This is a genomic window from Burkholderia metallica (assembly GCF_001718555.1).
Lineage (GTDB): Bacteria > Pseudomonadota > Gammaproteobacteria > Burkholderiales > Burkholderiaceae > Burkholderia > Burkholderia metallica.
Genome location: NZ_CP013403.1, coordinates 1,994,212 through 2,019,457, shown reverse-complemented (window position 1 = coordinate 2,019,457; position 25,246 = coordinate 1,994,212). Strand labels below are relative to the sequence as shown.

The 25,246-nt window shown below is 67.6% G+C and carries 23 protein-coding genes; 15 read left to right on the top strand and 8 right to left on the bottom strand.

Annotation, left to right across the window (positions count from 1 at the left end):
* The first annotated feature begins 80 nt into the window (after positions 1-80).
* The 10 genes from WJ16_RS28535 to WJ16_RS28490 all read left to right on the top strand — a co-directional run bounded on the left by WJ16_RS28535 (position 81) and on the right by WJ16_RS28490 (position 12,057).
* Positions 81-818, top strand: a complete 738-nt coding sequence (locus tag WJ16_RS28535; protein ID WP_069260352.1) for a helix-turn-helix transcriptional regulator — start codon at positions 81-83, stop codon at positions 816-818.
* Between the two features lie 252 nt (positions 819-1,070).
* A complete protein-coding gene (locus tag WJ16_RS28530; RefSeq protein ID WP_069260351.1) occupies positions 1,071-2,573 on the top strand; it encodes an aldehyde dehydrogenase family protein in 1,503 nt (500 codons plus the stop codon).
* Positions 2,574-2,653: 80 nt separating this feature from the next.
* The gene (locus WJ16_RS28525) at positions 2,654-3,994 is read left to right on the top strand and encodes an aspartate aminotransferase family protein (RefSeq protein WP_069260350.1); all 1,341 of its coding nucleotides are present in this window, start codon (positions 2,654-2,656) and stop codon (positions 3,992-3,994) included.
* Between the two features lie 243 nt (positions 3,995-4,237).
* A complete protein-coding gene (locus WJ16_RS28520; RefSeq protein WP_069260349.1) occupies positions 4,238-5,740 on the top strand; it encodes an APC family permease in 1,503 nt (500 codons plus the stop codon).
* Positions 5,737-6,342, top strand: coding sequence for a DUF3156 family protein (locus WJ16_RS28515; RefSeq protein WP_069260348.1), 606 nt, complete (start codon positions 5,737-5,739; stop codon positions 6,340-6,342). The genes WJ16_RS28520 and WJ16_RS28515 overlap by 4 nt, the downstream gene beginning before the upstream one ends.
* A gap of 61 nt (positions 6,343-6,403) precedes the next feature.
* Complete coding sequence (locus tag WJ16_RS28510; protein ID WP_069261186.1) at positions 6,404-7,342, top strand: helix-turn-helix domain-containing protein; 939 nt, start codon at positions 6,404-6,406, stop codon at positions 7,340-7,342.
* Positions 7,343-7,506: 164 nt separating this feature from the next.
* A complete protein-coding gene (locus WJ16_RS28505; RefSeq protein ID WP_069260347.1) occupies positions 7,507-8,715 on the top strand; it encodes a porin in 1,209 nt (402 codons plus the stop codon).
* A 342-nt stretch (positions 8,716-9,057) separates the two neighbouring features.
* Positions 9,058-10,296 carry an ABC transporter substrate-binding protein gene (locus WJ16_RS28500; protein ID WP_069260346.1) on the top strand — a complete coding sequence of 413 codons (1,239 nt, stop codon included), beginning with the start codon at positions 9,058-9,060 and terminating at the stop codon, positions 10,294-10,296.
* A 34-nt stretch (positions 10,297-10,330) separates the two neighbouring features.
* Positions 10,331-11,200: a carbohydrate ABC transporter permease gene (locus WJ16_RS28495; RefSeq protein ID WP_069260345.1), complete on the top strand. Its 870-nt coding sequence runs from the start codon at positions 10,331-10,333 to the stop codon at positions 11,198-11,200.
* Positions 11,197-12,057 carry a carbohydrate ABC transporter permease gene (locus WJ16_RS28490; protein ID WP_069260344.1) on the top strand — a complete coding sequence of 287 codons (861 nt, stop codon included), beginning with the start codon at positions 11,197-11,199 and terminating at the stop codon, positions 12,055-12,057. Before WJ16_RS28495 ends, WJ16_RS28490 begins: the two co-directional genes overlap by 4 nt.
* 32 nt (positions 12,058-12,089) lie before the next feature.
* Here the strand turns inward: WJ16_RS28490 and WJ16_RS28485 are convergent, their stop codons facing one another.
* Complete coding sequence (locus WJ16_RS28485; RefSeq protein WP_069260343.1) at positions 12,090-13,112, bottom strand: LacI family DNA-binding transcriptional regulator; 1,023 nt, start codon at positions 13,110-13,112, stop codon at positions 12,090-12,092.
* Positions 13,113-13,118: 6 nt separating this feature from the next.
* Here WJ16_RS28485 and WJ16_RS28480 point away from each other — a divergent pair, with 6 nt between their 5' ends.
* Positions 13,119-14,039: a phosphatidylinositol-specific phospholipase C gene (locus WJ16_RS28480; protein WP_157126875.1), complete on the top strand. Its 921-nt coding sequence runs from the start codon at positions 13,119-13,121 to the stop codon at positions 14,037-14,039.
* Here the strand turns inward: WJ16_RS28480 and WJ16_RS28475 are convergent.
* Both WJ16_RS28475 and WJ16_RS28470 read right to left on the bottom strand, forming a co-directional pair.
* Complete coding sequence (locus tag WJ16_RS28475) at positions 14,036-14,992, bottom strand: alpha/beta hydrolase family protein (protein ID WP_069260342.1); 957 nt, start codon at positions 14,990-14,992, stop codon at positions 14,036-14,038. The genes WJ16_RS28480 and WJ16_RS28475 overlap by 4 nt on opposite strands.
* A 163-nt stretch (positions 14,993-15,155) precedes the next feature.
* Positions 15,156-15,767, bottom strand: a complete 612-nt coding sequence (locus WJ16_RS28470; RefSeq protein ID WP_069260341.1) for a LysE family translocator — start codon at positions 15,765-15,767, stop codon at positions 15,156-15,158.
* 87 nt (positions 15,768-15,854) lie between these two features.
* Between WJ16_RS28470 and WJ16_RS28465 the strand changes: the two genes are divergently transcribed.
* Positions 15,855-16,382: a GNAT family N-acetyltransferase gene (locus WJ16_RS28465; protein WP_069260340.1), complete on the top strand. Its 528-nt coding sequence runs from the start codon at positions 15,855-15,857 to the stop codon at positions 16,380-16,382.
* Positions 16,383-16,427: 45 nt separating this feature from the next.
* Here WJ16_RS28465 and WJ16_RS28460 read toward each other — a convergent pair whose 3' ends face one another.
* On the bottom strand, positions 16,428-17,465 hold the full coding sequence (locus WJ16_RS28460; RefSeq protein WP_226243731.1) for a LysR family transcriptional regulator: 1,038 nt from the start codon (positions 17,463-17,465) through the stop codon (positions 16,428-16,430).
* On the opposite strand from WJ16_RS28460, the gene WJ16_RS28455 reads away from it, so the two are divergent.
* The 3 genes from WJ16_RS28455 to WJ16_RS28445 are packed head-to-tail and all read left to right on the top strand — an operon-like array spanning position 17,464 to position 21,191.
* On the top strand, positions 17,464-18,651 hold the full coding sequence (locus WJ16_RS28455; RefSeq protein ID WP_069260338.1) for a M20 aminoacylase family protein: 1,188 nt from the start codon (positions 17,464-17,466) through the stop codon (positions 18,649-18,651). The genes WJ16_RS28460 and WJ16_RS28455 overlap by 2 nt on opposite strands.
* 60 nt (positions 18,652-18,711) lie before the next feature.
* Positions 18,712-19,884, top strand: a complete 1,173-nt coding sequence (locus WJ16_RS28450) for a porin (protein ID WP_069260337.1) — start codon at positions 18,712-18,714, stop codon at positions 19,882-19,884.
* A 14-nt stretch (positions 19,885-19,898) separates the two neighbouring features.
* On the top strand, positions 19,899-21,191 hold the full coding sequence (locus tag WJ16_RS28445; RefSeq protein ID WP_069260336.1) for an MFS transporter: 1,293 nt from the start codon (positions 19,899-19,901) through the stop codon (positions 21,189-21,191).
* 97 nt (positions 21,192-21,288) lie between these two features.
* Here the strand turns inward: WJ16_RS28445 and WJ16_RS28440 are convergent, their stop codons facing one another.
* The 4 genes from WJ16_RS28440 to uppS all read right to left on the bottom strand — a co-directional run bounded on the left by WJ16_RS28440 (position 21,289) and on the right by uppS (position 25,155).
* Positions 21,289-22,350 (bottom strand): alkene reductase, encoded by a 1,062-nt coding sequence (locus WJ16_RS28440; protein ID WP_069260335.1) that lies wholly within the window; start codon positions 22,348-22,350, stop codon positions 21,289-21,291.
* Positions 22,351-22,431: 81 nt separating this feature from the next.
* Positions 22,432-22,740, bottom strand: a complete 309-nt coding sequence (locus tag WJ16_RS28435) for an ArsR/SmtB family transcription factor (RefSeq protein WP_069260334.1) — start codon at positions 22,738-22,740, stop codon at positions 22,432-22,434.
* A 579-nt stretch (positions 22,741-23,319) separates the two neighbouring features.
* Entirely contained in the window at positions 23,320-24,318 is a 999-nt protein-coding gene (locus WJ16_RS28430; RefSeq protein WP_069260333.1) for a terpene synthase family protein, read from the bottom strand.
* Between the two features lie 66 nt (positions 24,319-24,384).
* Positions 24,385-25,155, bottom strand: coding sequence for a polyprenyl diphosphate synthase (gene uppS / locus WJ16_RS28425; protein ID WP_069260332.1), 771 nt, complete (start codon positions 25,153-25,155; stop codon positions 24,385-24,387).
* Between the last annotated feature and the right edge of the window lie 91 nt (positions 25,156-25,246).

Here is a 25,246-nt window from a genome sequence, read left to right as displayed (position 1 = left end):
TGCTCACCGGCGCTTTTCGGCGCCGGTAGGCTGGCCCGAACTTCGATCCTCGACACGTTCGCCCGCCCGCCGATTCCTCCATGCCGACTTCATCCGTTCCCGCCGATCCGGCCGCCGACTGGTCGCGCGCGCTGCGCGCGTGCGTGGATGCGTTCGACGCGTTCGCGAGCCCGTCCGCGATCGTGTTCTACCGGCTCGACCTGAGCGGCGAACCGGCCGATTTCGAGCTGTTCGGGATGCCGGAATCGATGCATCGCACCTATGTCGCGCGCTACCGGATGCTCGATCCGCTGCATCCGTCGCGCTGCGCGGCGGGGGAGCGCGCGGTCGTCACGCTCGCGTCTCAATTGCCTGACGAAAGACGCGACGCGTCCGCATACTGGACCCGTTTCCTGCGGCGGCACGACGTGGCCGACGTCGTCGAGATCTGGCTGCGCGATGCGGGCCGGACGGTCGGTGCGTTCTCGCTGCTGCGCTTCGGCGCGGGCGAAACGCGCGCCGGCCTGGCCGGCAACCGCACGGCGGGGCGGTTCGCGCCCGGCGAGATCGACGCGCTCGCGCGGCTGCAGCCGGTGGCCGAAGCCGCACTGAGCCCGCTGCTGCGCGCGCGGGGCGGCATCCACCGGATCGATTGCGCCGAGCGCCTGACCTACCGCGAAGAACAGATCGCGCGCCTCGTGCGCGACGGCCGCTCGAACAAGGAGATCGCACGCGATCTCGAGCTCGGCCAGCCGACCGTCAAGACGCATCTGATGCGGATGTTCCGCAAGCTGGGCGTGTCGAACCGTACCGAACTGGTGGGGGCGTTGTTTCTTTGATTCGTCGGATCATTGCGATTCGGGCTTCGAACGTTCGCGATCGCCGATTCAGGAATAACCACGTATTGCCCGGCTTGCCGGGTGCCTCGACGGCCTCGAAGCGACCCATCCCCGCGCGGTTCGAACCCGCTCCCCCAGCGCCCACGCGCTGCCAATTTGCGCTCACCGGGCGCAATCCGTCGTCGATACAGTGGAACGACGCCCGCGTGCCCGTGCGCACGCGGTCCAGCCACGACAATCATCGAGACGCCCATGAGCACCACGAACTTCGTCGCCGTCAGCGACACCGTGCGCACCTTCGTTGCGCGCGATTTCGGCCTCTTCATCGACGGTGAAATGCAGCCCGCGCACGCGGCCGCGCGGCTCGACGTGTACGACCCCGCGACCGGCGAGCGGCTCGCGACGGTCGCGGATGCCGACGCACACGACGTCGACCGCGCAGTCGCCAGCGCGAAGCATGCATTCGACACGCGCGCATGGAGCGGGCTGCGCCCGGCCGAGCGCGAACGCATCCTGCTGAAACTCGCCGACCTGATCGAGCGCGACGCCGAAACGCTCGCGCAGCTCGAAACGCTGAACCAGGGCAAGTCGATCCACGTGTCGCGCGCGATCGAGGTCGGCGCGAGCGTCGAATACGTGCGCTACATGGCCGGCTGGGCGACCAAGATCACCGGCCAGACGCTCGACGTGTCGATCCCGTTCCCGCCCGGCGCGCGCTACACGGCCTATACGCGCAAGGAGCCGGTGGGCGTGGTGGCCGCGATCGTGCCGTGGAATTTCCCGCTGATGATCGCGGTGTGGAAGCTGATCCCCGCGCTCGCGGCCGGCTGCACGATCGTGCTGAAGCCGTCGCCGGAAACGCCGCTCACCGCGCTGCGCCTGGCCGAACTCGCGCTCGAAGCCGGCGTGCCGCCCGGCGTGTTCAACGTCGTCACCGGCGGGCGCGTGTGCGGCGCCGCGCTCGCGAGCCATCCGTCGATCGCGAAGATCTCGTTCACGGGCTCGACCGCGACCGGCAAGCTGGTCGGTGCGGCGGCCGTGCAGAACATGACGCGCTTCTCGCTGGAACTCGGCGGCAAGAACCCGATCGTGATGCTCGACGATATCGACGTCGCGCAGGCGCTCGACGGCGTCGCCGCCGGCGCGTTCTTCAACCAGGGGCAGGTGTGCGCGGCCGCGTCGCGCATCTACGTGCACCGCAGCAAGTTCGCGCAGCTCGCCGACGGCCTGGCCGGCGTCGCGCAGTCGATGAAACTCGGCGCGGGCCTCGACACGACCGCGCAGATCAACCCGCTCGTGTCCGCGCACCATCGCGACAAGGTCGTCCAGCACATCGAAGGCGCGCGACGCGCGGGCCTCACGTTCCTCGCGGGCGGCACGCCGGCCGACGACCTGCCCGGCTACTACGTGAAGCCGGCCGTGATCGCCGATCCGCATCCGGACAGCGCGATCGTGCGCGACGAGGTGTTCGGCCCGGTGATCGTCGTCGTGCCGTTCGACGACGCGGCCGATGCGGTGCGTCTCGCGAACGCATCGCCGTACGGCCTCGCCGCGAGTATCTGGAGCAACGACCTGAAGCGCGTGATGAACCTCGTGCCGCAGATCGAGGCCGGCACCGTGTGGGTGAACTGCCATATCCCGCTCGACCCGTCGATGCCGTTCGGCGGCTACAAGCAATCGGGCATCGGCCGCGAATTCGGCCAGTACGCGATCGAAGGCTTCACCGAAACCAAATCCGTCTGCATCGCGCACTGACGCACTGACGCACTGCGCCGACGACGCAACCCTCGAACCTCGGCGATCGAGGTTCAACCGATCCGACCTTGGAGACTGCAATGAGCTACAACGAAGCGAAGTTCTGGCACCCGATGCTGCACCCTAACGAGATGAAGCAGCGCAAGCCGATCCGCATCGTGCGCGGCGACGGCTGCTACGTGTTCGACGAAACCGGCAAGCAACTCGTCGACGGCGTCGCGGGCCTGTGGAACGTGAACGTCGGCCACAACCGCCAGGAGGTGAAGGACGCGATCGTGCGCCAGCTCGACGAGCTCGAATACTTCCAGCTGTTTGACGGCATCTCGCATCCGCGCGCGGAAGAACTGTCGAAGAAGCTGATCGACATGCTCGAACCGGAAGGCATGCGCCGCGTGCTGTACAGCTCGGGCGGCTCCGACTCGATCGAGACCGCGCTGAAGATCGCGCGCCAGTACTGGAAGGTGCGCGGCCAGGCCGACCGCACGAAGTTCATCTCGCTGAAGCAGGGCTATCACGGCACGCACTTCGGCGGCGCGTCGGTGAACGGCAACACGGTGTTCCGCCGCAACTACGAGCCGAACCTGCCGGGCTGCTTCCACGTCGAGACGCCGTGGCTGTACCGCAACCCGTTCACGCAGGACCCGGAGGAACTCGGCCGGATCTGCGCGGAAATGCTCGAACGCGAGATCCAGTTCCAGAGCCCCGACACGGTCGCCGCGTTCATCGCGGAGCCGATCCAGGGCGCGGGCGGCGTGATCGTGCCGCCGGCCAACTACTGGCCGCTCGTGCGCGAGGTGTGCGACCGCTACGGCGTGCTGCTGATTGCCGACGAGGTCGTGACGGGCTTCGGCCGCAGCGGCAGCCTGTTCGGCAGCCGCGGCTGGGGCGTGCGCCCGGACATCATGTGTCTCGCGAAGGGGATCTCGTCCGGCTACGTGCCGCTCGGCGCGACGGTCGTGAACGCGCGGATCGAGGACGCGTTCGCCGCGAATGCCGATTTCGGCGGCGCGATCATGCACGGCTACACGTATGCGGGCCACCCGGTCGCCTGCGCGGCCGCGATCGCGAGCCTCGACATCGTCGTGAAGGAAGACCTGCCGGCGAACGCGGCGAAGCAGGGCGCGTATCTGCTCGAGGCGCTGCAGCCGTTCGCGCAGCGTTTCGCCGCGGTCGGCGAGGTGCGCGGCAAGGGGCTGATGCTCGCGCTCGACCTCGTCGCGAACAAGGAAACGCGCGAGCCGATCGACCCGCTGTCCGGCTATGCGAATGCCGTCGCGGAAGTCGCGCGCGAGCACGGCGTGCTGGTGCGCCCGGTCGGCACGAAGATCATCCTGTCGCCGCCGCTCGTGATCCAGCGCGAACAGCTCGACCGGATCGTCGACGCGCTCGCGGCGGCCTTCGAGGCCGTGCCGTTCGCGTAACCGCGTCGTGGGTCGCGTGACGGCAACCCTGCGGTGGCAGGCGCACACGCCGCCGCCGGTTTGCCGATTTGCGCTATGACCGGATTATTTTGCCTGCGTATTTTTTCGACATCGGATCGAGGTGTGATCGACAGGGGCCCGGGAGACGAAGCGCTGAAGCGCCGCCCCGGGCCGACCGCAACGCAAATGCAGCCCCGGCCGCCGACGAAGCGGTGGCCGGGGCGACCCACGAAGGAGACAGGGATGTCGGGATGGTCAGGAGTTAACGGCGCAGCAGGCGACGCGCCCGCCGGCACGCCGGCTGAAGCGGGTGGCGGCACGGCGCTGAACGCGGGCGCGGTCGGTTTTCCGACCGCGCTGGCCAGCGCCGTCGGTCTCATCATGGCAAGCCCGGTGATCCTCACCGCGACGTCGGGCTTCGGGATGGGCGGCTGGGCGTTCGCGGTCGCGATGATCATCGCGTTCGTGATGATGCAGGCGCAGGCGACGACCTTCTCCGAAGCGGCCGCGATGCTGCCGACGGCCGGCTCGGTTTACGATTACCTGTCGTGCGGGCTCGGCCGCTTCTGGGCGATCACCGGCACGATTTCCGCGTATTTCCTCGTGCACGTGTTCGCCGGCACGGCGGAGACGATCCTGAGCGGCATCATGGCGCTCGTCAATTTCGAATCGCTGAACGCCGCGTTCGAGAAGCACAACAGCTCGTGGCTCGTCGGCGTCGGCCTCGTCGTCACGTTCGCGATCACCAACATCGTCGGCATCAAGGTGTTCAGCAAGCTCGAAATCGTGCTGACGGCCGGCATGTGGCTGTCGCTGATGATCTTCGGGATTCTCGGGCTCGCGGCTGCGCCGGCCGTGCATCTCGACGGCTGGTTCGGCGGCTCGGAAGTCGGCACGTCGGTGCCGGCCGTGCTGTCGCTGGTCGGGATGGCGATGTTCATGTTCGTCGGCTGCGAGTTCGTCACGCCGCTCGCGCCGGAAATGAAGGCGCCGGGCCGCACGATTCCGCGCGCGATGGCGCTCGGCCTCGTCGGCGTCGCGATCTGCATGTTCCTGTACGGCGCGGCGATCCGCCGCCAGGTCGCGAACGTGCCCGTGAGCCCCGACGGCCTCACGCACCTGCTCGACACGCCGGGCGCGATTCCCGCGTTCGCGCTGCAGGTGCTCGGGCCCTTCGGCCGCGTGTGGTTCGGCATCGCGTTCCTGTGCGCGGGCGCCGCGACGATCAACACGCTGATGGCCGGACTGCCGCGCATCCTGTACGGGATGGCGATCGACGGCGCGCTGCCGCGCTGTTTCGCATATCTGCATCCGCGCTTCAAGACGCCGGTGGTCGGCATCGTCGCGGCGGCGGTCGTGCCGATCTTCCACGCGTGGCTGATCAACGGCAATCTCGACAGCATCCTGCACCTCGTGCTCGCCGCGACCTGCGCATGGGGCACCGCGTACCTGCTCGTCACCGCGTCGGTCGTGATGCTGCGGATTCGCCGCCCGGACCTGCCGCGCCCGTACCGTTCGCCGCTGTTCCCGCTGCCGCAGATCGTGTCGAGCGTCGGCATCGTGCTGGCGATCTGGTACATCACGCCGCCGGGCATGAACGCGCGCGACATCTACGTGCCGTTCGGCGCGATGCTCGGGCTCACCGCGCTGTACGCGCTGTTCTGGACGCTCGTCGTGCAGCGCCGGCATCCGTTCCGGCCGGTGCCGGTCGAGGAAGTGCTGCGCAACGAGCACGTCGCGTCGTGAAGGCCGCGCTCGCCCGCTGGCGCGCGGCGCCCGATGCACGGCCGCCCGGCCATCGGCCCGGCGCGATCGCCGCGCGCGTGCTGGCCGACCTGCGCGCCGAGCGCGAAGCCGACGGGGCTGGCGGGTCTGCCGCGCTTGGCGGCGCGACGGCCCGACTGCCGAACGGCGTGCGCGTGAGCATCGACGAGCGCGTCGACCGCCAGTTCCTGATGCATACGGTCAGCGTGAAGGTGGCGGCAACCGCATGCGGCCCGACCGTGCAGGGCAGCGCGCGCGTGCGCCAGACCGGCTGGCTGCGCAGCAAGGGCATCGACGCGGTCGCCGCGCCGGGATGCGACCCCGGATTCGTCGACACGGTAAACGCGCTGGCTGCCGAACCGTCGCTGGCCGACGCGCTGCGGCCGCTGCACCTGACCGACTGCACGATCGACGCACACGACGGCCGCTGGACGCTCGCGATCGTGCCGTTCGGCGGCAGCGAGGTGGTGAACCGGATGCCGTCGTTTCGCCGCTACGTCAGGCTGACGGGCGAGCAGGCCGCCGTGTTGTCCGCAGCCTGTCTTGCGTTCGAAACCGCACTACGCAGGATTTTGCACGGGTAAGCTATGACGTTGCGCGCCGGGGAACCGGCGGTCGCGTTCAAGGGTTTCACCGGAGATGCCGATGCTGTTCCAGTCACGCTCACACGAAGACGTGCACGATCACGGGCTCGCGATCGCGGGCTGGCATCAGGTCTATCGCCAGATGACGCCGGGTCGCTTCAAGGGCACCGTCACGCAGGTGCTGTACGACGATTTCCACTTCTTTCGCGAAACCACCAACCGGCGCGTCGCGCAAACCGGGGTCGCGCCTCACGGGCGCACGTCGCTCGCGGTGCCGCTGTCCGTGCCGCTCGCGGGCACGTTCCAGGGGCAGCCCGTCGACGGCCATGCGCTGCTCGCGCTGCGTGCCGGCGAGGATTTCGAATTCCATACGCCGGAAGGGATGGGGCTCGTCGGGATCAGCGCGGCGTCCGACATGGTCGACGAGCTGTGCGAAGCCGAATTCGGCGCGTCCGGCGCGCGCAAGCTGCGCCACGTGACACGGCTGTCCGACGCGCAGGGCGTCGCGCTCGGCGCGCGGCTGTCGGCGCTGATCGACGATGCGCAGCGCAATCCGGGCCACCTCGAATACGCGGCCACGCGCAGGATGTTCCGCGACGCGATGCTCGGCATGTTCCTCGATGCGCTCGAACAGGGCACCGGCGTCGAGCGCCGCGACATCACGCACGCCACCTACAGCGACATCGTGAGCCGTTGCGAGAAGCACCTGCGCGAGCGGCCCGAGGAACCCGTCACCGTGCTCGAACTGTGCCGCGCGCTGCGCTGCAGCCGCCGCACGCTGCAGACGAGTTTTCAACGCGTGGCCGACGTCACGCCGGTCGGCTATCTGCGCACGATCCGGCTGAACGCGGTGCGCCGCATGCTGCGCACGACGTCCGTGCAGCAGCTCGGCGTCGGCGAGGCCGCCGCAAGCTGGGGGTTCACGCATCTCGGCTATTTCGCGCGCGAGTATCGCGACCTGTTCGGCGAGCTGCCCTCGCAGACCACCCGCCCCGAATGACGCACGCGCGGCGCGCCGCCGCCGGGCACCGTCGCGCTCAGTACGCGCCACGGTTTGCCGATTTGCGATAGAGGTCCTGAATTTTCGCTGGATAGAGTCCTGTCACCCATATCGACAACACCATCGATCTGCACTGCGAATCGATGACCAAAGAGGGGCGGGACATGAAGACAGGACGACGACTGGCCGCGGCGGCGGCGACGCTGGGTTGTATCCACGCACACGCGCAGACCGCGGGCAGCGTGACGCTGTACGGCACCGTGGATACCGGCATCATCTACTCGACGAACCAGCAGTTCACGCGTGCCGACGGCAGCACGGGCGGCGGCCATGCGTGGCAGATGGGCGGCGGCAACCTCGTGCCGTCGCGCTTCGGCTTCCAGGGCGCCGAGCCGCTCGGCGGCGGGCTCGACGCGGTGTTTACGCTCGAGCAGCAGTTCCTGTCGGCGAACGGGCAGGCGCTGCAAGGCGGCACCGCGTTCAGCCGGCAGGCCTGGGTCGGGCTGCGCCAGGACCGGATCGGCACGCTTGGCCTCGGCCGCCAGTACGACTCGTACACCGACATGCTCGGCGCGTACGTGTCGAGCAACAACTGGGCGACGCCGTACGGCTCGCACCTCGGCGACGTCGACAACCTGAACGCCGCGTTCAACTTCAACAACGCGGTGAAGTTCACCAGCGCCGATTTCAACGGCCTCACGTTCGGCGGCACGTTCAGCTTCGGCGGGCAGGCCGGCGACTTTTCCGCGAAGCGCGGCTATGCGGTGGCCGCGACCTACACGCGCGCGCCGGTCGCGTTCTCGGTCGGCTACCTCGACCTGCACCAGCCGCTCGACGCGGCGCTCGGCGGCGCGAGCGGCTATATCGGCGATTTCGCGTGCAGCAACCCGGGCGCGATGTACTGCCTGCTACAGGATGCCGGCTCGATGCGCGCGTTCGGCGCGGGCGGCTCGGTCACGCTGGGCGCTGCGACGATCGCGCTCACCTACACGCATACGCGCCTCGGCGACAGCCGCTATTTCTCGACCGCCGCGCAGCCGCGCACGCAGGCGTTTACGTTCGATATCGGCGAACTGAACGCCACCTACATGTTCACGCCGGCGCTGCAAGGCGGCATCGCGTACATCTTCAACGCCGCGCATACCGACGGGCGCGGCACGACGCGGTTTCATCAGGTGAACGTCGGCACGAACTACAGCCTGTCGAAGCGCACGGCGCTGTATGCGGTTGCGATCGGCCAGATCGCGAGCGGGAAGGGGCTCGGCACCGACGCGGACGGCAACGCGGCGAACTATGCGCAGATTCCGGTGCTCGCGAACAGCAACTCGACCCGGCAACTCGCGGTGATGGCCGGCATTCGCGTGAACTTCTGACGGTCGGCGGCGCGAGTCGGCGCGCCGGTCAACTGGTGGAAAGCGATGCTTGAAAAAAATCGCCCGTGTGCTTAACTGAACGGTCGAGATCGACGGAAATCCCGTATCGCAAGCGATGGCGCGGAAGGTCGGGAGCGGCTATCCCGCCATTTTCATCAGGAATCGGATCGTTCCGTCCGGCACCGTACACGCATCGCGGGGTGCCCGGCTTGCCGCTTGCCACAATACCTTCACGGTCGACGTGAACAATGGCGACGCTTCAGGCGACCGACGTGTCGCCGGCGTTGCACACGTGTGCAACGCATGGTTGTCCCGCTACACACGCCGACCGAGAGAGACCACATGACCCTGCTGAGCCGCCTGCGCGTACTGTCCGCCGCCATCGCGCTGTCCTTCGCCGCCTCGCACGCCTGCGCGGCCGATCTCGTCATCGCAGGCCGCGACGACATCTACGGCAAGGGGCTGGCCGACGCCGTCGCCGGCTTCAACAAGCTGCACCCGGGCACCGAGATCGAGCTGCTCAAGCTGCCGAACGCGAACCTGTACCAGAAGCTGAAGCTGTCGATGCGCGAAGGCACCGGCGCGTACGACCTCGTGATGATGGACGACACGTGGGCACCCGAATTCATCGGCAACGGCTGGCTGAAGCCGCTGCCGGCGTCGCTCGCGGACGCCGATCTCGTGCCGTCCGCCGTCGCGCTCGGCCGCAACGCGGCCGGGGCGCTATACGCGCTGCCGATCGTCGGCAACGTCGAGATGTTCGCGTACCGCAAGGACCTGCTCGCGAAGTACAAGCTGCAGCCGCCGCGCAACTGGGACGACGTGCTGAAGATCGCGCAGACCGTCGGCGGCGCCGACAAGAGCGTGTCGGGCGTGGTGTTTCGCGGCACGAAGGGCAACCCGGTCGTCACGGGCTTCCTGCCGATCCTGTGGGCGTACGGCGGCGACGTGTTCGACCATGCCGGCAACGTGACGATCGATTCGCGCGAAGCGCAGGCCGCGCTGAAGACGTTCCTCGCGCTGAAGGCGTTCGCGCCGAAGGACGTCGACGTGTACGGCGCGGCGGAAGTGCGCGACGCGCTGCAGCGCGGCACGGCCGCGCAGTCGATCGAGGTGTGGCCGGCCTGGGTGCCGGCGCTCGACGATCCGAAGCAGTCGCGCGTGGTCGGGCAGATCGCGCTGCAGCCGCCGCCCGGGCAGACCGCCGGCCCGGCGCCGATGCTCGGCATCTGGCAGATGGGGATTCCGAAGGATGCGCCGCACGCGAAGCTCGCGCAGGATTTCCTGGCGTACCTGACTGCCCGCGACACGCAGACGCGCCTGGCCGGCATCGGCATTCCGCCGACCCGCCGCAGCGTGTTCAACGATCCGGCGCTGGTGCGGCAGTACCGCTGGTATCCGGATCAGCTGAAGGCGCTCGAAGCCGGCCGTGCGCGGCCGCGCGTGAAGGACTGGCAGCAGGTCGAAAGCATTCTCGGCGACCAGTTGCAGCTCGCGCTGACCGGGCAGGCCGCGCCCGACGCCGCGCTGCGCCAGGCGCAGCAGAAGATCGCGCAGGCGACGGCCGCGGCCGGCAAGTGACGGCGCGCGTCAACCCGTCGCCGGAGCGCGGCGCATGAAAGCCTTCGGCCGCAGCCTGCCGTTCGTCGCGCTGCTCGGGCCGGCACTGCTGGTGCTCGCCGCGCTCGCGCTGTATCCGGTCGCGCAGGTGCTGATCGACTCGTTCTGCCAGGTCGACTACTCGGCCGGCCGTCGCGCGTTCGCGGGGCTCGCGAACTATCGCGCGGTGCTCGGCGACGACGCGTTCACGGCCGGCTTCGGCAACACGCTGCGCTTCACGATCGTCGCGTCGCTCGCCGAGGTCGCGCTCGGCTTCGGCCTCGCGCTGCTGTTCGTGCGCGCGTTTCCGGGCCGGCGCATCGCGTTGCCGCTCGCGATCCTGCCGATGATGCTGTCCACGCTCGTATGCTCGGCGATCTGGCGCAACTGGCTGAACTTCGACGGCTTCCTGAACGCGCTGCTCGCGGCGTTCGGCGTCGAAGGCGTGCGCTGGCTGTCCGATCCGCATCTCGCGCTGTGGTCGCTCGCGCTCGTCGACGTCTGGCAGTGGACGCCGATGGCGTTCCTGATCGTGCTCGCGGGGCTGCAGTCGATCCCGCAGGAGCTGTACGAGGCCGCGCGCACCGACGGCGCGAGCGAGTGGCAGTGCCTGCGCGACATCACGCTGCCGCTCGCGGCGCCGCAGATCGGCCTCGCGCTGCTGCTGCGCTCGATCGACACGTTCAAGCTGTTCGACAAGGTCTATGCGCTGACGGGCGGCGGCCCCGGCAATGCGACGCAGACGCTGTCGACCTATATCTACGACACGGGCTTCCGCTTCTTCAACGTCGGGCCGGCGAGCGCCGCGTCGGTGCTGATGCTCGCGGCGTCCGCGCTGCTGGTCTCGGGGTACGTATGGCAGACGGTTCGCAAGCGGCGCGCATGACGGCGCAACCCGCAGGCATCACGGGCGCACGAACGGGCGCCGCTCTCGGTCGCGCGATGCCGTGGGTCCTGCGTATCGCCGCGCTCGCGCTATTGCTGCTGCCGTGCCTGTGGATGGCCGGCGCGGCGTTCATGCCGACGCTCGAACGCCTCGATCATCCGTTGCGGCTCTGGCCGGCCGCGCCGACCTTCGAGCATTTCGCGTCGGTGTGGTCCAACGGCATCGGCGCGCCGCTGTTCAACTCGCTGCTGGTCGGCTTCGGCACGACGCTGCTCGCGCTGGCGCTCGCGTTTCCGGCCGCGTACGCGCTCGTGCGGCTGCGCTTTCCCGCGCGGCTCGACCTGCTGTTCCTCGTACTCGTGCTCGCGCTGAAGCTGATGCCGCCGATCACGATCGCGGTGCCGCTGTTCGCGCTCGCGAAGCGGCTGCATCTGCTCGATTCGACGCTCGGCCTGGTGCTCGCGTACCAGATCTATGCGTTGCCGATGGCGATCTGGATGCTGCTCGCGTTCGTGCGCGACGTGCCGATCGAATACGAGGAAGCCGCGTGCATCGACGGCGCGGGGCTCGCGCGACGGCTCGTGCAGATCGTGCTGCCGCTGTGCGCGCCGGGGCTGATCGCGACCGCGATCTTCGTGTTCATCGCCGCATGGAACGAATTCCTGATCGCGCTGCTGTTCGTGTCGACGCCGAGCCGCTTCACGCTGCCGCTCGCGATTGCCGGCTACGTGACCGAGAACGGGATCGACTGGGGCGACCTGATGAGCGCAGGGCTGATGGCGTCGCTGCCCACGCTGGCCGTGGCCGGCTACGTGCAGCGCTACCTGCTGCGCGGGTTCGCGGGCGGCCTGAAGTGACGCGCGGCGTGGCCGCGCCCGTTTTCAGGCCGTCACGCGCAGCTTGCACGCACGATTTGCGTGACCGGCACGACACGCGTGCGCGACGGGCCGTCGAACGTCTGCATCCGGTCGGCGAGCAGCTCGATCGCCGCGTGCGCGAGGCCGCGCGTGTCCTGCCGCAGCGTCGTCAGCCGGTACGCATCGTATTCGGCGGCCGGAATGTCGTCGAAGCCGACCACGCGGACGTCGTCCGGCACGCGCAACCCGAATTCGCTGCGCGCGACGTCGATCACGCCGAGCGCCAGCAGGTCCGACGAGCAGAACACGCCGTCGGGCCGCTGGCCGTTCGCGAACAGTTCGCGCGCGGCCTCGATTCCGCTCGCATGAGTGTCGGACGGGGTGTCGAGCACGTGCGCGAGCGTCGCGCCGAACGCGTCGCCGCGCGCGATCGCCTGCTCGAACGCGGCGGCGCGCGACTGCGCGCTGTAGCTCGCGCCGCGCGGCCCGACGAACGCGAGCCGGCGTGCGCCGGTGCGCACGAGCCGCTGCGCCGCATGGGCAGCGCCCGCCGCGTTGTCGCTGACGACGACGTCGGCGCCCGGCAGGTTCGCGTCGCGATTGATCATCACGACCGGAATCCGGTGTTCGAGATACTGCTGCGCGACCGACAGCGGCGGCGACGCGGACGTCATCACGAGGCCCGCGATCCGGTAGCTGAGCAGCTGCTCGAGCGATTGCCGGACCTGACGCGGATCTTCCGCATTGGTCACGAGCGGCGTCAGCGCGCGCTGCCCGAGCGCGGCCATCAGGTCCGACAGCAGCCGCGCGCGGAACGGGTTCTCGAACCCGGCCGTCACGACGCCGATCATGCTGCTGCGCTGCGTGATCATGTCGCGCGCGATCAGGTTGACCTGGTAGCCGAGCGCGCGTGCTGCGGTCATCACGCGCTCGCGCGTCTGCGGTGCGATGCTCGCCGTCGGCGAAAACGCGCGCGACACCGCGGAGCGCGAGACGCCGGCGCGCGCCGCGACATCCGACGCCGTCACCCACGGTTTTCTTTCCTTGTCATTCATCGATTCATGATTCCTTCGAGCCACGATACGTGCATGCCGTCTGCCGACTGGATGTCGGCGCTCGACGACGCGCGGCCGCTGCATACGCTGACCCTACCGGGCAGTCATGACACCTGTGCGTATACGGTCGACGACCTGCTCGTGCGCACGCAGCGCGCGCCGCTCGATGCGCAGCTCGCGCACGGCGTGCGGCTGCTCGACATCCGTTGCCGGCACGTGCGCGATGCGTTCGACATCCATCACGGCGGCATCGCGCTCGGCATGACGTTCGACGACGTGCTGGCGACCTGTGCGCGCTTTCTCGATGCACACCCGCGCGAATGCATCGTGATGTCGGTGAAGGACGAATGGCCGGCGCACGCGTGCACGCGCAGTTTCGACGCGACGTTCGACGCGCATCGCGCGCGGCAGCCGCGGCTGCGCTGGCATGCCGGCGGCACGCTGCCCGCGCTCGGCGACGTGCGCGGCGCGATCGTGCTGCTGCGGCGCTTTCGCAGCAGCCGGCCGCTCGGCATCGACCTGAACACGTGGCCCGACAACGCGACGTTTTCGATCGACCATCCGGACGGCGCATTCGTGATCCAGGACGAATATCGCGTGCCGGTGGTCGCGTCGATCGCGTGGAAGTGGCGTGCGATCGATGCGCTGCTCACGCACCTGCCGTTGCCGGACAGCGGCCGCTGGGCGATCAGTTTCTGCAGCGGAACGGGGATGGGCGCGAATCCGTCGGTGGTCGCGCACGGCGACGGCCGCGTGCAGGGCATTCATGCGCGGCTGGCCGAACGCTTGCGCACGCAGCGCGGCCCGTGTGGCGCGATGCTGCTCGACTTCTGCGATGACGACGACTGGGCGCTGGTGCGCGCGTTGATCGAATGCAACGACTCTGCGCCGGCGCAGCGCGTCTGGCGCAAGACGTTGCGCTGTTAGCGCAGATTGGCGCTGAAGAACGCGAGCGCCTTCACGTCGAGCGTTTCGTGGAATGCCGCGCGATCGAATCCGTTCGCATCGGTACAGACTTCAGGCGAGACCTGCGCCAGTCGTTCGGGGCACGGCGCGAGAAACGCGAAATGCGCGGAATTCGGCACGACGTGGAATTCCGGTCGTTGCGGCAGCATGCCGGCCAGCGCGCGGACGGCTTCCGGCTCCACGCCGTCGCCGCCGGCTTCGGACCCCCAGAGCTGGATCGGCGCGTGCACGTCCTTCAGCGAATCGGCGGTCGGAAATTCGTTCAACGGGTCGGCGATCACATAGGCCTTGATCCGCGGATCGTGCGTCAGCGGTTGGTGCGGCAGGTCATGGTCGCGTATCTGCCTGCAGATCAGCCAGGTCGGGTCGGGGCAGGCGACCCGCGCATGGACGAAATCCGGATTGGCGCCGGCCAGCACGAGGCCCGTATAGCCGCCGCGTGAAAAGCCGAAGAAGCCGATCCGCGCGGGGTCGATATGCGTCGCGTCGGGCCCCTTTGCCAGCATGTAGTCGACGAGACGCTTGATGTCCTCCGGCCGCTCGGCGAGCTCGCGAAGGTCGGCCGCGCGGCTCATGTCGGTATGCGTGTCGCCGGGATGGTTGATTGCCGCGACGACGTAGCCCGCATCGGCCAGCGTTTCGGCGAGGTCGTGATGCCCGAAGTACGTGCCGGCATGGCCGTGCGAAATCACGACGAGCGGCAGCTTGGCGCCGACGGTCGGACAGTTGCGTTGCCCTTTCAGCACGAACGGGCCGATCGTCAGCGATTGCGCGGGTGCTGCGCAGGGCGTCCAGATGGCCGCGCGCAGTTCGGGGCCGGCCGCGTCGGCCGGGATGCTGACGAACTTGATACCGGCCGCGTGCGCGAGCGTCGCGGACAGGCAGAGAAGGACAGCCGGGAGCCAGGTTTTCATGTCGATTCCCCTCCGCTGCAGTAAGCGGGCTTCCGTTCCGGTTCGCGGGGCAGCGACTGCCGCGCGAGCCCGGCGATTCGACCGGGCGGCGAGTTCGGGAGGCATCGCGCCGAGCGGTGACATGGCGGTCCCGGCGACGCCGTGGCGTGCGGCGGGGTGCCGTTCAGCGTGTCGCGATCGCCACCGCCGCACCGGCCATCGCGGTTGCGCTCGTGCGGTTGGCAATCCGCTTGGCGCGCGCCGACGTCAGGAACGCCCGTGCGCGCGACGCAAGCAGCGACCAGAAGCAGTCGGCCAGGATCAGGACCGCGAGCATCGTGCCGACCAGTTCGGCCCACGCGGTCACTCCCACGTGCGCGAGGTCGACGAGAGTCGGCAGCAGCGCGAGATAGAACACCGCGATCTTCGGATTGCCGAGCGTGACGGCCATGCCCGCGACGAACATGCGCCACGGCGACTGGCCGCGCGGCAGCGCGTCGGCGCCCGTTTCCGTCGGCGCGGTCCACATCTTCCACGCGAGGAACAGCAGGTACGCGACGCCGAGCAGCTTCAGCACGATCAGCCCCGTCTCGAACGTGCGTACGAACGCGGACAGCCCCGCGACCGCGAGCGTGAGCCACAGCGCCTCGCCGAGCCACATCGCGGCGAGGAACGGCAGCACGTCCCGCACACCGTTCGTGAGCACGCGTGCGACCAGCGCGGCGACGCTTGGGCCGGGCGTGCCGGCGGTGACGAGCAGGGCGATGGCGAAGACGACGAGCGCGGACAACGTCATGACGAACCTCGTGGGTGGGGCGTTCGAAACGTATGAGGTTTCGATTATAGTGACGGCCGTTCCAGACTGTCTGCCTGAATTGCCGTCATGACTGCATCGATCCTGATTCGCCCGGCCACGCGGGAAGACGCGGCCGCGATGGCCGCCGTGGAAGTCGCCGCCGCGCAGCGGTTTCGCGACATCGGCATGGCCGATATCGCCGATGCCGGGCCGACCGACACGGCCGCCCTGCGCGTGCGCATCGACGACGGTCGGGCGTACGTGGCGGTCGATGCGCAGGGTGCGTGCGTCGGGTTTGCATTTTACCGGCTGCTCGATGCGCAGCGGCTCTATCTGGAAGAACTGGATGTCGCGCCGTCACATGCGGGGCAGCGGATCGGCGCGCGCCTGATCGAACAGGTGACGGCGCGCGCGGCGCAGGAGGGTATCACCGAAGTCGTGCTGTCGACGTTTCGCGATGCGCCGTGGAATGCGCCGTACTACGCGCGCCTGGGTTTCGAGGTGCTCGACGACGCGATGCTCGACGACATGCTGCGTACCATTCGCGCGTATCACGTGTCGCTCGGGCTCGACGAGACACGGCGCGTATTCATGCGGTTGCGCGTTCCGGGCTGACGCAGGCCCGGCGAATCACGGTGCCGGCCGCGGTCCGGTCCGGCGTCAGCGCAATGCCGTGCTCCCGGTAAACGGCAGCGATGCGAACGCGGCTTCCACGTGTGCAAGAAAGTCGGCCGCGGGCCGCGTCAGTTGCAGCCCCGGCGGCGTGAGCCGGTACAACTGCAGCGGCGGCGGCGACATCGGTAACGGCAGCGGCGTCAGCTTCTGGCCGAACACGGTTTCCGCGAGCGAGAGCCGGGTCCACGAGAAAATCGCATCGTTGGTCATCATCAGGCTGTAGAACAGCGCATACGACGTGCAGCGCGTGATGCAGCGCGGCGGGGGCAGGCCCGCGTGCGCATGCAGGTCACGGATATACGTGGGGAAGTTGTCGCTCGCATCGGCGTGGATCCATTCCGCGTCGCGCAGCGCGTCGAGCGATGTCGCGCCCGCAAAGCGTCCGTTCTCGCGGGTGACGAACGCGGTGTCGAACGTGCGGATCGCCTTGATGTCGAGCGACTCGGCAATGGGGCCCGTGACGGCGACGAAGGCGAGATCGAGCGTGCGATTGCGCAACTGTTCCGAGAGCAGGTTGAACGTCAGTTCACGCAGTTCGCACTCGACGTTTGGCCAGCGGCGGCGGAACGCGGCGTAGGCCTCGGCAAAGCCCGTCACCGCGACGATCGGTGTGAAGCCGATCACGAGCCGCCCGTCTCGCAGCCCCTTCATGTGTGCCATGTCCTCGCTCGCCCGTTCGAGCTCGCGCACGACAGCCTGCGCGCGCCCCAGCAGCGCGTCGCCTTCCGGTGTCGGCACGACGCCCCACGGCTTGCGCTCGAGCAGGGGGAGGCCGAACTCGTTCTCCAGTTCCTGGATCGCCTTGCTGATGGCCGGCTGCGTGACGTGCAGGGTCCGGGCCGCAGCCTTGATGCTGCCGGCCGTCGTGACTGCGACGAGCGCGCGCAATTGATGAATTTTCATGATGCGGAAGATATTACCAAAAGTTATCTGCATCAAAATTCGTGAGTTTTTTGACCCGAAACGCGTCTCTATGCTTGGCCGGGACGGTCGCGAGGCGGCCGATTCCACGGAGCCATTCATGACGCAGAACCTTGCTCACGTACTCGCGGCGATTCGCGAGTCGGAGTCCCGATTCGTGGCGATCCGCCGCGACATCCACGCCCATCCCGAACTCGGCTTCGCCGAGACCCGCACCGCGCAGCTCGTCGCCGAACAGCTGGCCGCATGGGGGTACGACGTCACGACGGGCGTGGGCGGCACGGGGGTCGTCGGCCAATTGCGGCGCGGCGCGTCGGCGCGCACGCTCGGTCTGCGCGCCGACATGGACGCGCTGCCGATCGAGGAGGCGACGGGGCTGCCGTATGCGAGCACGGTGGCGCGCACGATGCACGCGTGCGGACACGACGGCCATACGGCGATCTTGCTGGCCGCCGCGCACTATCTCGCCGAACAGGGCCGATTCGACGGCACGCTCAACGTGATTTTCCAGCCGGCCGAGGAGGGGCTCGGCGGCGCAAAGCGGATGATCGACGATGGCCTGTTCGAACGTTTCCCGTGTGAACGCGTGTATGCGCTGCACAACGCGCCGGGCGTGCCGGTCGGCCATTTCGCGTTGCGCCATGGGCCGATGATGGCCTCGTCCGATTCGGTGACCATCACCGTGACGGGCAAGGGCGGACACGGTGCGATGCCGCAGCTCGCAAGCGACCCGATCGTCGCGGGCGCGCAAATCGTGACCGCGCTGCAATCGATCGTCTCCCGCAACGTCGATCCGCTGAAACCGGCCGTCGTGACCGTCGGCACGTTCCATGCGGGCACCGCGCCGAACGTGATTCCGGAAACCGCAACGCTGCAGTTGTCCGTGCGTGCGCTCGACGCGGCCACGCGCGACGAAATCGAGGCGCGCATCCGCCGGATCGTCGACGCGCATGCGCAGGCTTACGGGATGACCGCGCAGATCGAATATCAATCGATCTCGCGTGTCGTGGACAACGACCGCGCGGCATCGGATCTCGCGGTCGAGACGATTGCGGCGCTGGCCGGCGAAGGCGCGCTCACGCTGTTGCCCGACGGCGTGATGGGCAGCGAGGATTTCTCGTGGATGACCGAATGCGTACCGGGCTGCTACGTGCTGATCGGTAACGGCGTCGATTCCCGCGGCGGGTGTTCGGTGCACAACCCGGGTTACGACTTCAACGACACCGCGCTGAGCTGGGGGGCGGCCTATTTCGCCGGTATCGCCGAACGCTTCCTGAAGGCGGACTGACGACGGCGCAGAGGAGAAGCGCCGGTCGGACATGAATCGAATTGACGATAAGGATATCGAATGAAAAAGCGATTTGCACTGGGTGCGGCCTGTCTCGCGCTCGGCGCCGGCAACGCGCGCGCCGTGCCCTATCAGGACGTGTTGCTGGCGGCGGTGCCCGAGTACAACGGTCGACTGACGGAGGGCGTCGCGCTGTACGGCTCGGTCGACATGGGAATCAACTACCAGACGGTCGGCGGCCATTCGCTGTGGCAGACGCAGAGCGGTGGCGAGTGGACCTCCAAATTCGGCTTCTTCGGCCGCGAGAACCTCGGTGGCGGCTGGCGCGCCGAGTTCAACCTCGAAAGCGGTTTTCTCGCGAACAATGGCGCGCAGCAGGACAAGCAGTCGACCTACAACCGGCAGTCGTGGGTCGGCCTGTCGTCGGACAGCTACGGGCGGCTGCGTCTCGGCAAGCAGATCGGCACGGCGCTGCCGCTGTTCATCGACGTATTCGGCACGGTGGGTACGAACTCGGTCTATACGTGGCTGGGCGCGGCAGCCGTGCAGACGAGCCGCGGCGTCGGCTACAACTCGGACCTCGGGCCAGGGGCGACGCAATTGCCGGCACGCGTCGACAACGCCATCACGTACCGTACGCCGATCGTTGCGGGCACCACGTCGCTGATGCTGATGTATGCGCCGAGCAACGTGGCCGGGCGCGCGCCCGCGGCGTCCGCGCAGGGCGCGCTGCTGCAGTGGTACAACGGCACGACCTATCTGGCCGCGAGCTACAACCAGGCGTGGGGCGTCAACGGGGCGAGCACCGTGCGCAACGACCTGTACGGGCTCGGCGCCGTCTACGACACGGGGCGGATCGTGCTGTCCGCATCGTTCAACCAGTACGCGCCGAAGCTGGCCGGCGACGGCATCGCGCGCGTCTACACGGTCGGCGCGATCGTGCCGTTCGGTGTCAATGCGATTCGTGCGTCGGTCGTCTATCGCGATACGTCGGGCGTACGCGACGCGGCCGGCCAGCCGGCCAAGGATTCGGCGCTCGGTGCGATGCTCGGCTACGACTACCTGCTGTCGAAACGCACGGGCCTCTATGCGCGTGCGGGGTTCATCCGCAACTACGGCATCTCGACCGTGCTGCTGAACGGCAACCCGCTGCCGACCGAGCCGGGCGGCACCGCACCACGCACCGGGACGACCCCCGTGACGCTGTCGCTCGGCATGTATCACAACTTCTGAACGGGAATTTTCCGATGCATACCCTGAATCGCACGGCCGCCGCACGGGTCGATGCCGCGCCGCGTGTGACGCGCCGCACGGTCGTTGCGGCCGCACTCGGCAACGGACTCGAGTTCTTCGACTTCACCGTCTACAGTTTTTTTGCCGCCCTGATCGGCAAGCTGTTCTTTCCCGCGTCGAGCGACGTCGGCGCACTGATGCTGTCGCTGGCGACGTTCGGTGTCGGGTTTGTCGCGCGGCCGCTCGGCAGTGTCGCGATCGGCGCCTATGCGGACCGTGCCGGGCGCAAGCCTGCACTCGTGCTGACGGTCGCGTTGATGGCGCTCGGCACCGGGATCATCGGCTTCGCGCCGACCTATGCGCAGATCGGCATCGCAGCGCCGCTGCTGATCGTCATCGGGCGCTTGCTGCAGGGCTTTTCGGCGGGGGGCGAAGTCGGCGCCGCGACGACCCTGCTGATGGAGTCGGGCGATACCGGCCGGCGCGGCGAGCGGGTGAGCTGGCAGATGGCGAGCCAGGGCGGCGCGACGCTGGTCGGCGCGTTCGTCGCGCTGACGCTGTCGCGCGCGCTGCCACCCGAAGCGCTGCACGCGTGGGGATGGCGCGTACCGTTCGTGCTCGGTTTGCTGATCGGCCCGGTCGGCTTCTATCTGCGGCGTCACCTCGACGATACGTTGCCGCACGCGGCGGCCGGCGCACCGCGCGAGCGTGCGCGCGTTCCGTGGCGGCAGGTCGTGGCCGGCACGCTGCTCGTGATCGGCGGCACGTCGACCACCTATACGATCGTGTTTTTCCTGCCATCGTTCCTGACGCTGACCGTCGGCATGCCGGCATCGGTGTCGTTGCTGTCGGGCTGCGCGGCGGGCGCCGTGCTGCTGATCGGTTCGCCGCTCGCGGGACGGCTCGCGGATCGCGTGCGGCGTCGCAAGCGGCTGGTGGGCGTGACGTGTGTCGCGTCGGCCGTGCTCGTACTGCCGGCGTTTTACGCGATGAGCAAGTGGCCGTCGGCGGTCACCGCGGTCGCGGTCGTGATCGTGCTGATCGGCTTGATGACGCTGTCGAGTCCCGCCGGCTTCGTGATGATTCTCGACGCATTTCGGCCCGAAGTGCGGGCCATGTCGCTCGGGATGATCTATGCGCTCGGCGTGACGATTTTCGGCGGGTTCGCACAACTGATCGTCGGTGCGATGTGGCGCGCGACCGGCAGTTTTTACGCGCCGGCGTGGTATGTGCTGGGATGCAGCGCGGCGAGCCTGGTCGGCCTGGCGTTGTTCGTGGACGCGCCCGCCGTGGACGGCACGCGGTGAGCGGGACGGGCGAACGCGTTGCATGCCCGCCCGGAGGTGTGCACGACGAACGGACGGGCGAGGCCGGACCATTCGTCGTGCATGGCTCGTTGCGCGATCAGGCCGCGTCGCTCAGCGCCGGGTAGTCGGTATAGCCCGTTTCGCCTTCCGCGTAGAACGTCTCCGGCACCGGCTTGTTGAGCGGTGCGCCGAGTTCGAGGCGGCGCGGCAGGTCCGGGTTCGCAATGAACAGCTTGCCCCATGCGATCGCGTCGGCGCTGCCGCTCGCGAGCGCGGCCTGCGCGGTGTCGAACGTGAACTGTTCGTTCGCGATCAGCGGGCCGCCGAACGCTTCCTTCAGGCGCGGGCTCAAGTGGTCGCCCGAGTACGATTCACGCGTGAAGATGAACGCGATCTTGCGGCGGCCGAGTTCGCGCGCGACATAGCCGAACGTGGCGGCCGGGTCGGAGTCGCCCATCGTGTGCGCGTCGCCGCGCGGGGCAAGGTGCACGCCGACGCGGCCGGCGCCCCACACGTCGATCGCTGCGTCGACCACTTCGAGCAGCAGGCGCGCGCGGTTCTCGATCGGGCCGCCGTACGCATCGGTGCGGTGATTCGTGCTGTCCTGCAGGAACTGGTCGAGCAGGTAGCCGTTCGCGCCGTGAATCTCGACGCCGTCGAAGCCGGCCGCCTTCGCGTTCTCCGCTCCCTTGCGATACGCGGCGACGATGCCCGGGATTTCGTCGAGTTCGAGCGCGCGCGGCGTCACGTACGGACGCTGCGGACGCACGAGGCTCACGTGTCCGCCGGCGGCGATCGCGCTCGGCGCGACCGGCAGGTCGCCGTCCAGGAACATCGGATCGGAGATGCGGCCGACGTGCCACAGCTGCAGCACGATGCGCCCGCCGGCCGCGTGCACGGCCTGCGTCACACGCTTCCAGCCGGCCACCTGCTCGTCGGACCAGATGCCGGGCGTGTCCGCGTAGCCGACGCCCTGCGGCGTGACCGACGTCGCTTCGGTAATGATCAGCCCGGCCGTCGCGCGCTCGGCGTAGTAGCGGGCCATCAGGGCGTTCGGCACGCGCGTCGCGCCCGCGCGGGAGCGGGTGAGCGGTGCCATCACGATACGGTTCGGCAGGGTCAGTTCGCCGAGGGTAACGGGGTCGAACAACGTGGGCATGGCAGATAACCTCTTCACGAAAAGCGGGTGCGCGGTCGCGTCATGTGCGATGCGGGCCCGGGTGGCCGATTCGGCCGTTGGCTAGAGTTCGCGACGCAGCGCGTCGTGAAATGCGTCGATGACGGCCTCGTTGCGGCGAAAGAACGCCCACTGGCCGATCCGCGTCGACGTCACGAGCCCCGCGCGCTGCAGCGTCGCGAGGTGCGCGGAGACGGTCGACTGCGACAGCCCGCAGCGCGCATCGATCTGGCCCGCGCAGACGCCGTGTTCATACGGCAGCGTCTGCGCCGGAAAATGCTCGCCCGGCGTTTTCAGCCAGTTGAGGATTTCCCGGCGCACGGGGTTCGAGAGCGCTTTCAGGATCGCGTCGATGTCGAGTTCGGTCGGCATGGAGGGGTGGGTGGCGTTACGGTCGTGCATACGGGTATCGTCGATTGGCGAATCTTATATCGGAATTTGACGATATGCTTGAAAGCATTACTGGCTATAGGGGTGATAGGTGGGGACGGACAAAAAAGATCGCACTTGTAAGAAGGGGATGGAAATGCGCAAAAAAGACTGCACCCCGAATGTCACAATGTGAAAAATTGAAGTAACTGATTGATATTAATCTACTTTATTTCCCGCTCGGTTAGGTGGGCTTGGGAGTCAGTAGGGTGGGCGAAAGTCAGCGATCGAGTAAATTGATAAGTATGTCTAAGCTAATGTGTGCGCTAAGGCGATGTGACAGGGGAAAACCATATTCTTTCAAAATTATTTCATGTTGAAGGGGGAAGTCAACTCAACGCGAGCAGGTTGCATCCCTCGATCGATGCCTTCGTCGACTGCGAGGTCAGGTTGATCGCCGCACGCGTTGCTGGACGTGAAAACGACGCCCGGTCGATACCCAGTGTGTGGGACTTGGCGGGCTTCAAAGTCCATAGATGACAGGCGGATGGACCGCGGCTCCTGGATCGATCGATTGTCGTATTACACGCGTGACAGATACGCTTCCTTCATTGATTCCGTATGGTTTTCCGGCAGGTAGCGTCCCGGCAGCGCGCGGTGCCATTCGTAGTTGCCGCGCATGATCCTTTCCATCATCGCAATATACCGATCCAGTCGCTCGCGCACTTCGGCGCCCATCCCCAGGCTCGCGCACCACGCGGGCACGCCGGCCTTCAAGGTGACGAAGTCCTGGCAAAACCGTGCGACCATCCGCTGCGACTCGGCGATGGCTGCGTCGCGTCTCATCCCATGTCCGTGCGTCAACTGAATGACGATGTTGTTGCGCTCGCCCTCGCTCTCCTCGCGCTCCAGCGACACGACGTCGTTCACGATGCAGCACACGGCAAAGCACACGAATGCCATGTCTTCCAGATGCCCCGGCCCGAGCAATGCGGACGGGAGTTCGATGTCGTTCCCGCGTTCGCCGAGATCGAGAAACATGTGGTACGCGTAGCTTCTGACCCGCTTCTGCAGGTAGACCTGCACGTCCGGCGCCCAGACGTCGGCCGCATGTTCTTCGGTTTCTTCCAGCAAGCGCTGGAAGTAATCCTCCCAGTCCCGCAGGCAGCGCGCACGCCATTCGGCCGACATGCCGCCCTCCTTCGCCCGCGCCCAGATATCGAGCCACGCCGCCTCCGGGCCCGACTTCGGGATCCACGTATCGGGATCGCGCATCATGCCGATCACGCGGTTCAGGACCGGCCGAACGCGGGAAAGATCGCCGTTGTTGCGAACGCAGAAATCGTCGAAAACGGCGACCCACATCAGCGTGTCGCAAATGATCCGGTTGTCCTCGAACGGGATATTTCCCCACATCCACGCGATCGCCACGGTCAGATCCGTTTTCATCAGGCTTTGCACCGCGCTTTCGTTTCCGGCAAGGCCTTTCTCGGCCAGCCATTGCTCCTGCACGGTCAGCAGTTCCGCAAGCTGCGGATGCAGGTTCGCGGAAAACGGGACATCGAAATCAACGATGGGCATATGGGTTCCTGATTTATTTCTGAGAGAAATGACTCATCGACCATCGAAACGCCGACAGTCCATTTCCTAAAGCCCGAAACGGCGATGGCGAGAATAAAAAAAGCGAATGGCGTCGTCGAAGTCCGCGCGCCCGAATTCAGGCCAGCACACCGGCGTGAAATACAGTTCGGAAAACGAGCTTTGCCACAGCATGAAGTTCGACAGCCGCTGTTCGCCTGACGTCCGGATGACGAGATCGGGGTCGGGTTGCCCAGCCGTGTAGAGGCGGCTCGCAATCAATTCGGGACTCAGGTCGGCGAGCAACTGGTCGAGCGATCCGGCAGCGGCGTGCTCGCTGATCAGCGCCCGGATCGCGCTTAGCAATTCGAGGCGGCCACTGTACGCAACCGCGATGTTGACTTCGAGCCCCTGAACCTGCTCGGTGCTTCGCACGGCGTCTCCGATGCGCTCCGCGACGGTCGAGGGAAGTTTCGTCAGATCACCAATCACGCGCAGCCGCCACCGGCCGCTACGGGCCAGTTCGTCGAGTACCTTGACGATCACGGTCAACAGGCCGACCAGTTCCTCGGCGTTGCGTTTCAGGTTCTCGGTGGACAGCGGCCATAGCGTCACCATAGGAATGGCCGCAGCTTCGCACCAGGACAGCAGCGCGTGAACGTTTCTTCCACCCGCTCGATAGCCGTCGATGGTTGGCAACCCGAGGCGATCCGCCCAGCGGCGGTTGCCGTCGAGAATGACCGCGAGATGCCGGAGTGGGACGCCTTCGCTGGCGGTCGGCGTTTCGGGCGTGCCGAACGAGCAGGCGTCGGGGGCCGACAGTGCCGCAGCTTGAGTCATCGTCACTCCCTCGGTCAAGAAGTGTGTGTCGACGATGAGAGATCGTTGCGTCGACTCGATGAAACCGACAATACGTAAACAAAAAGAACCT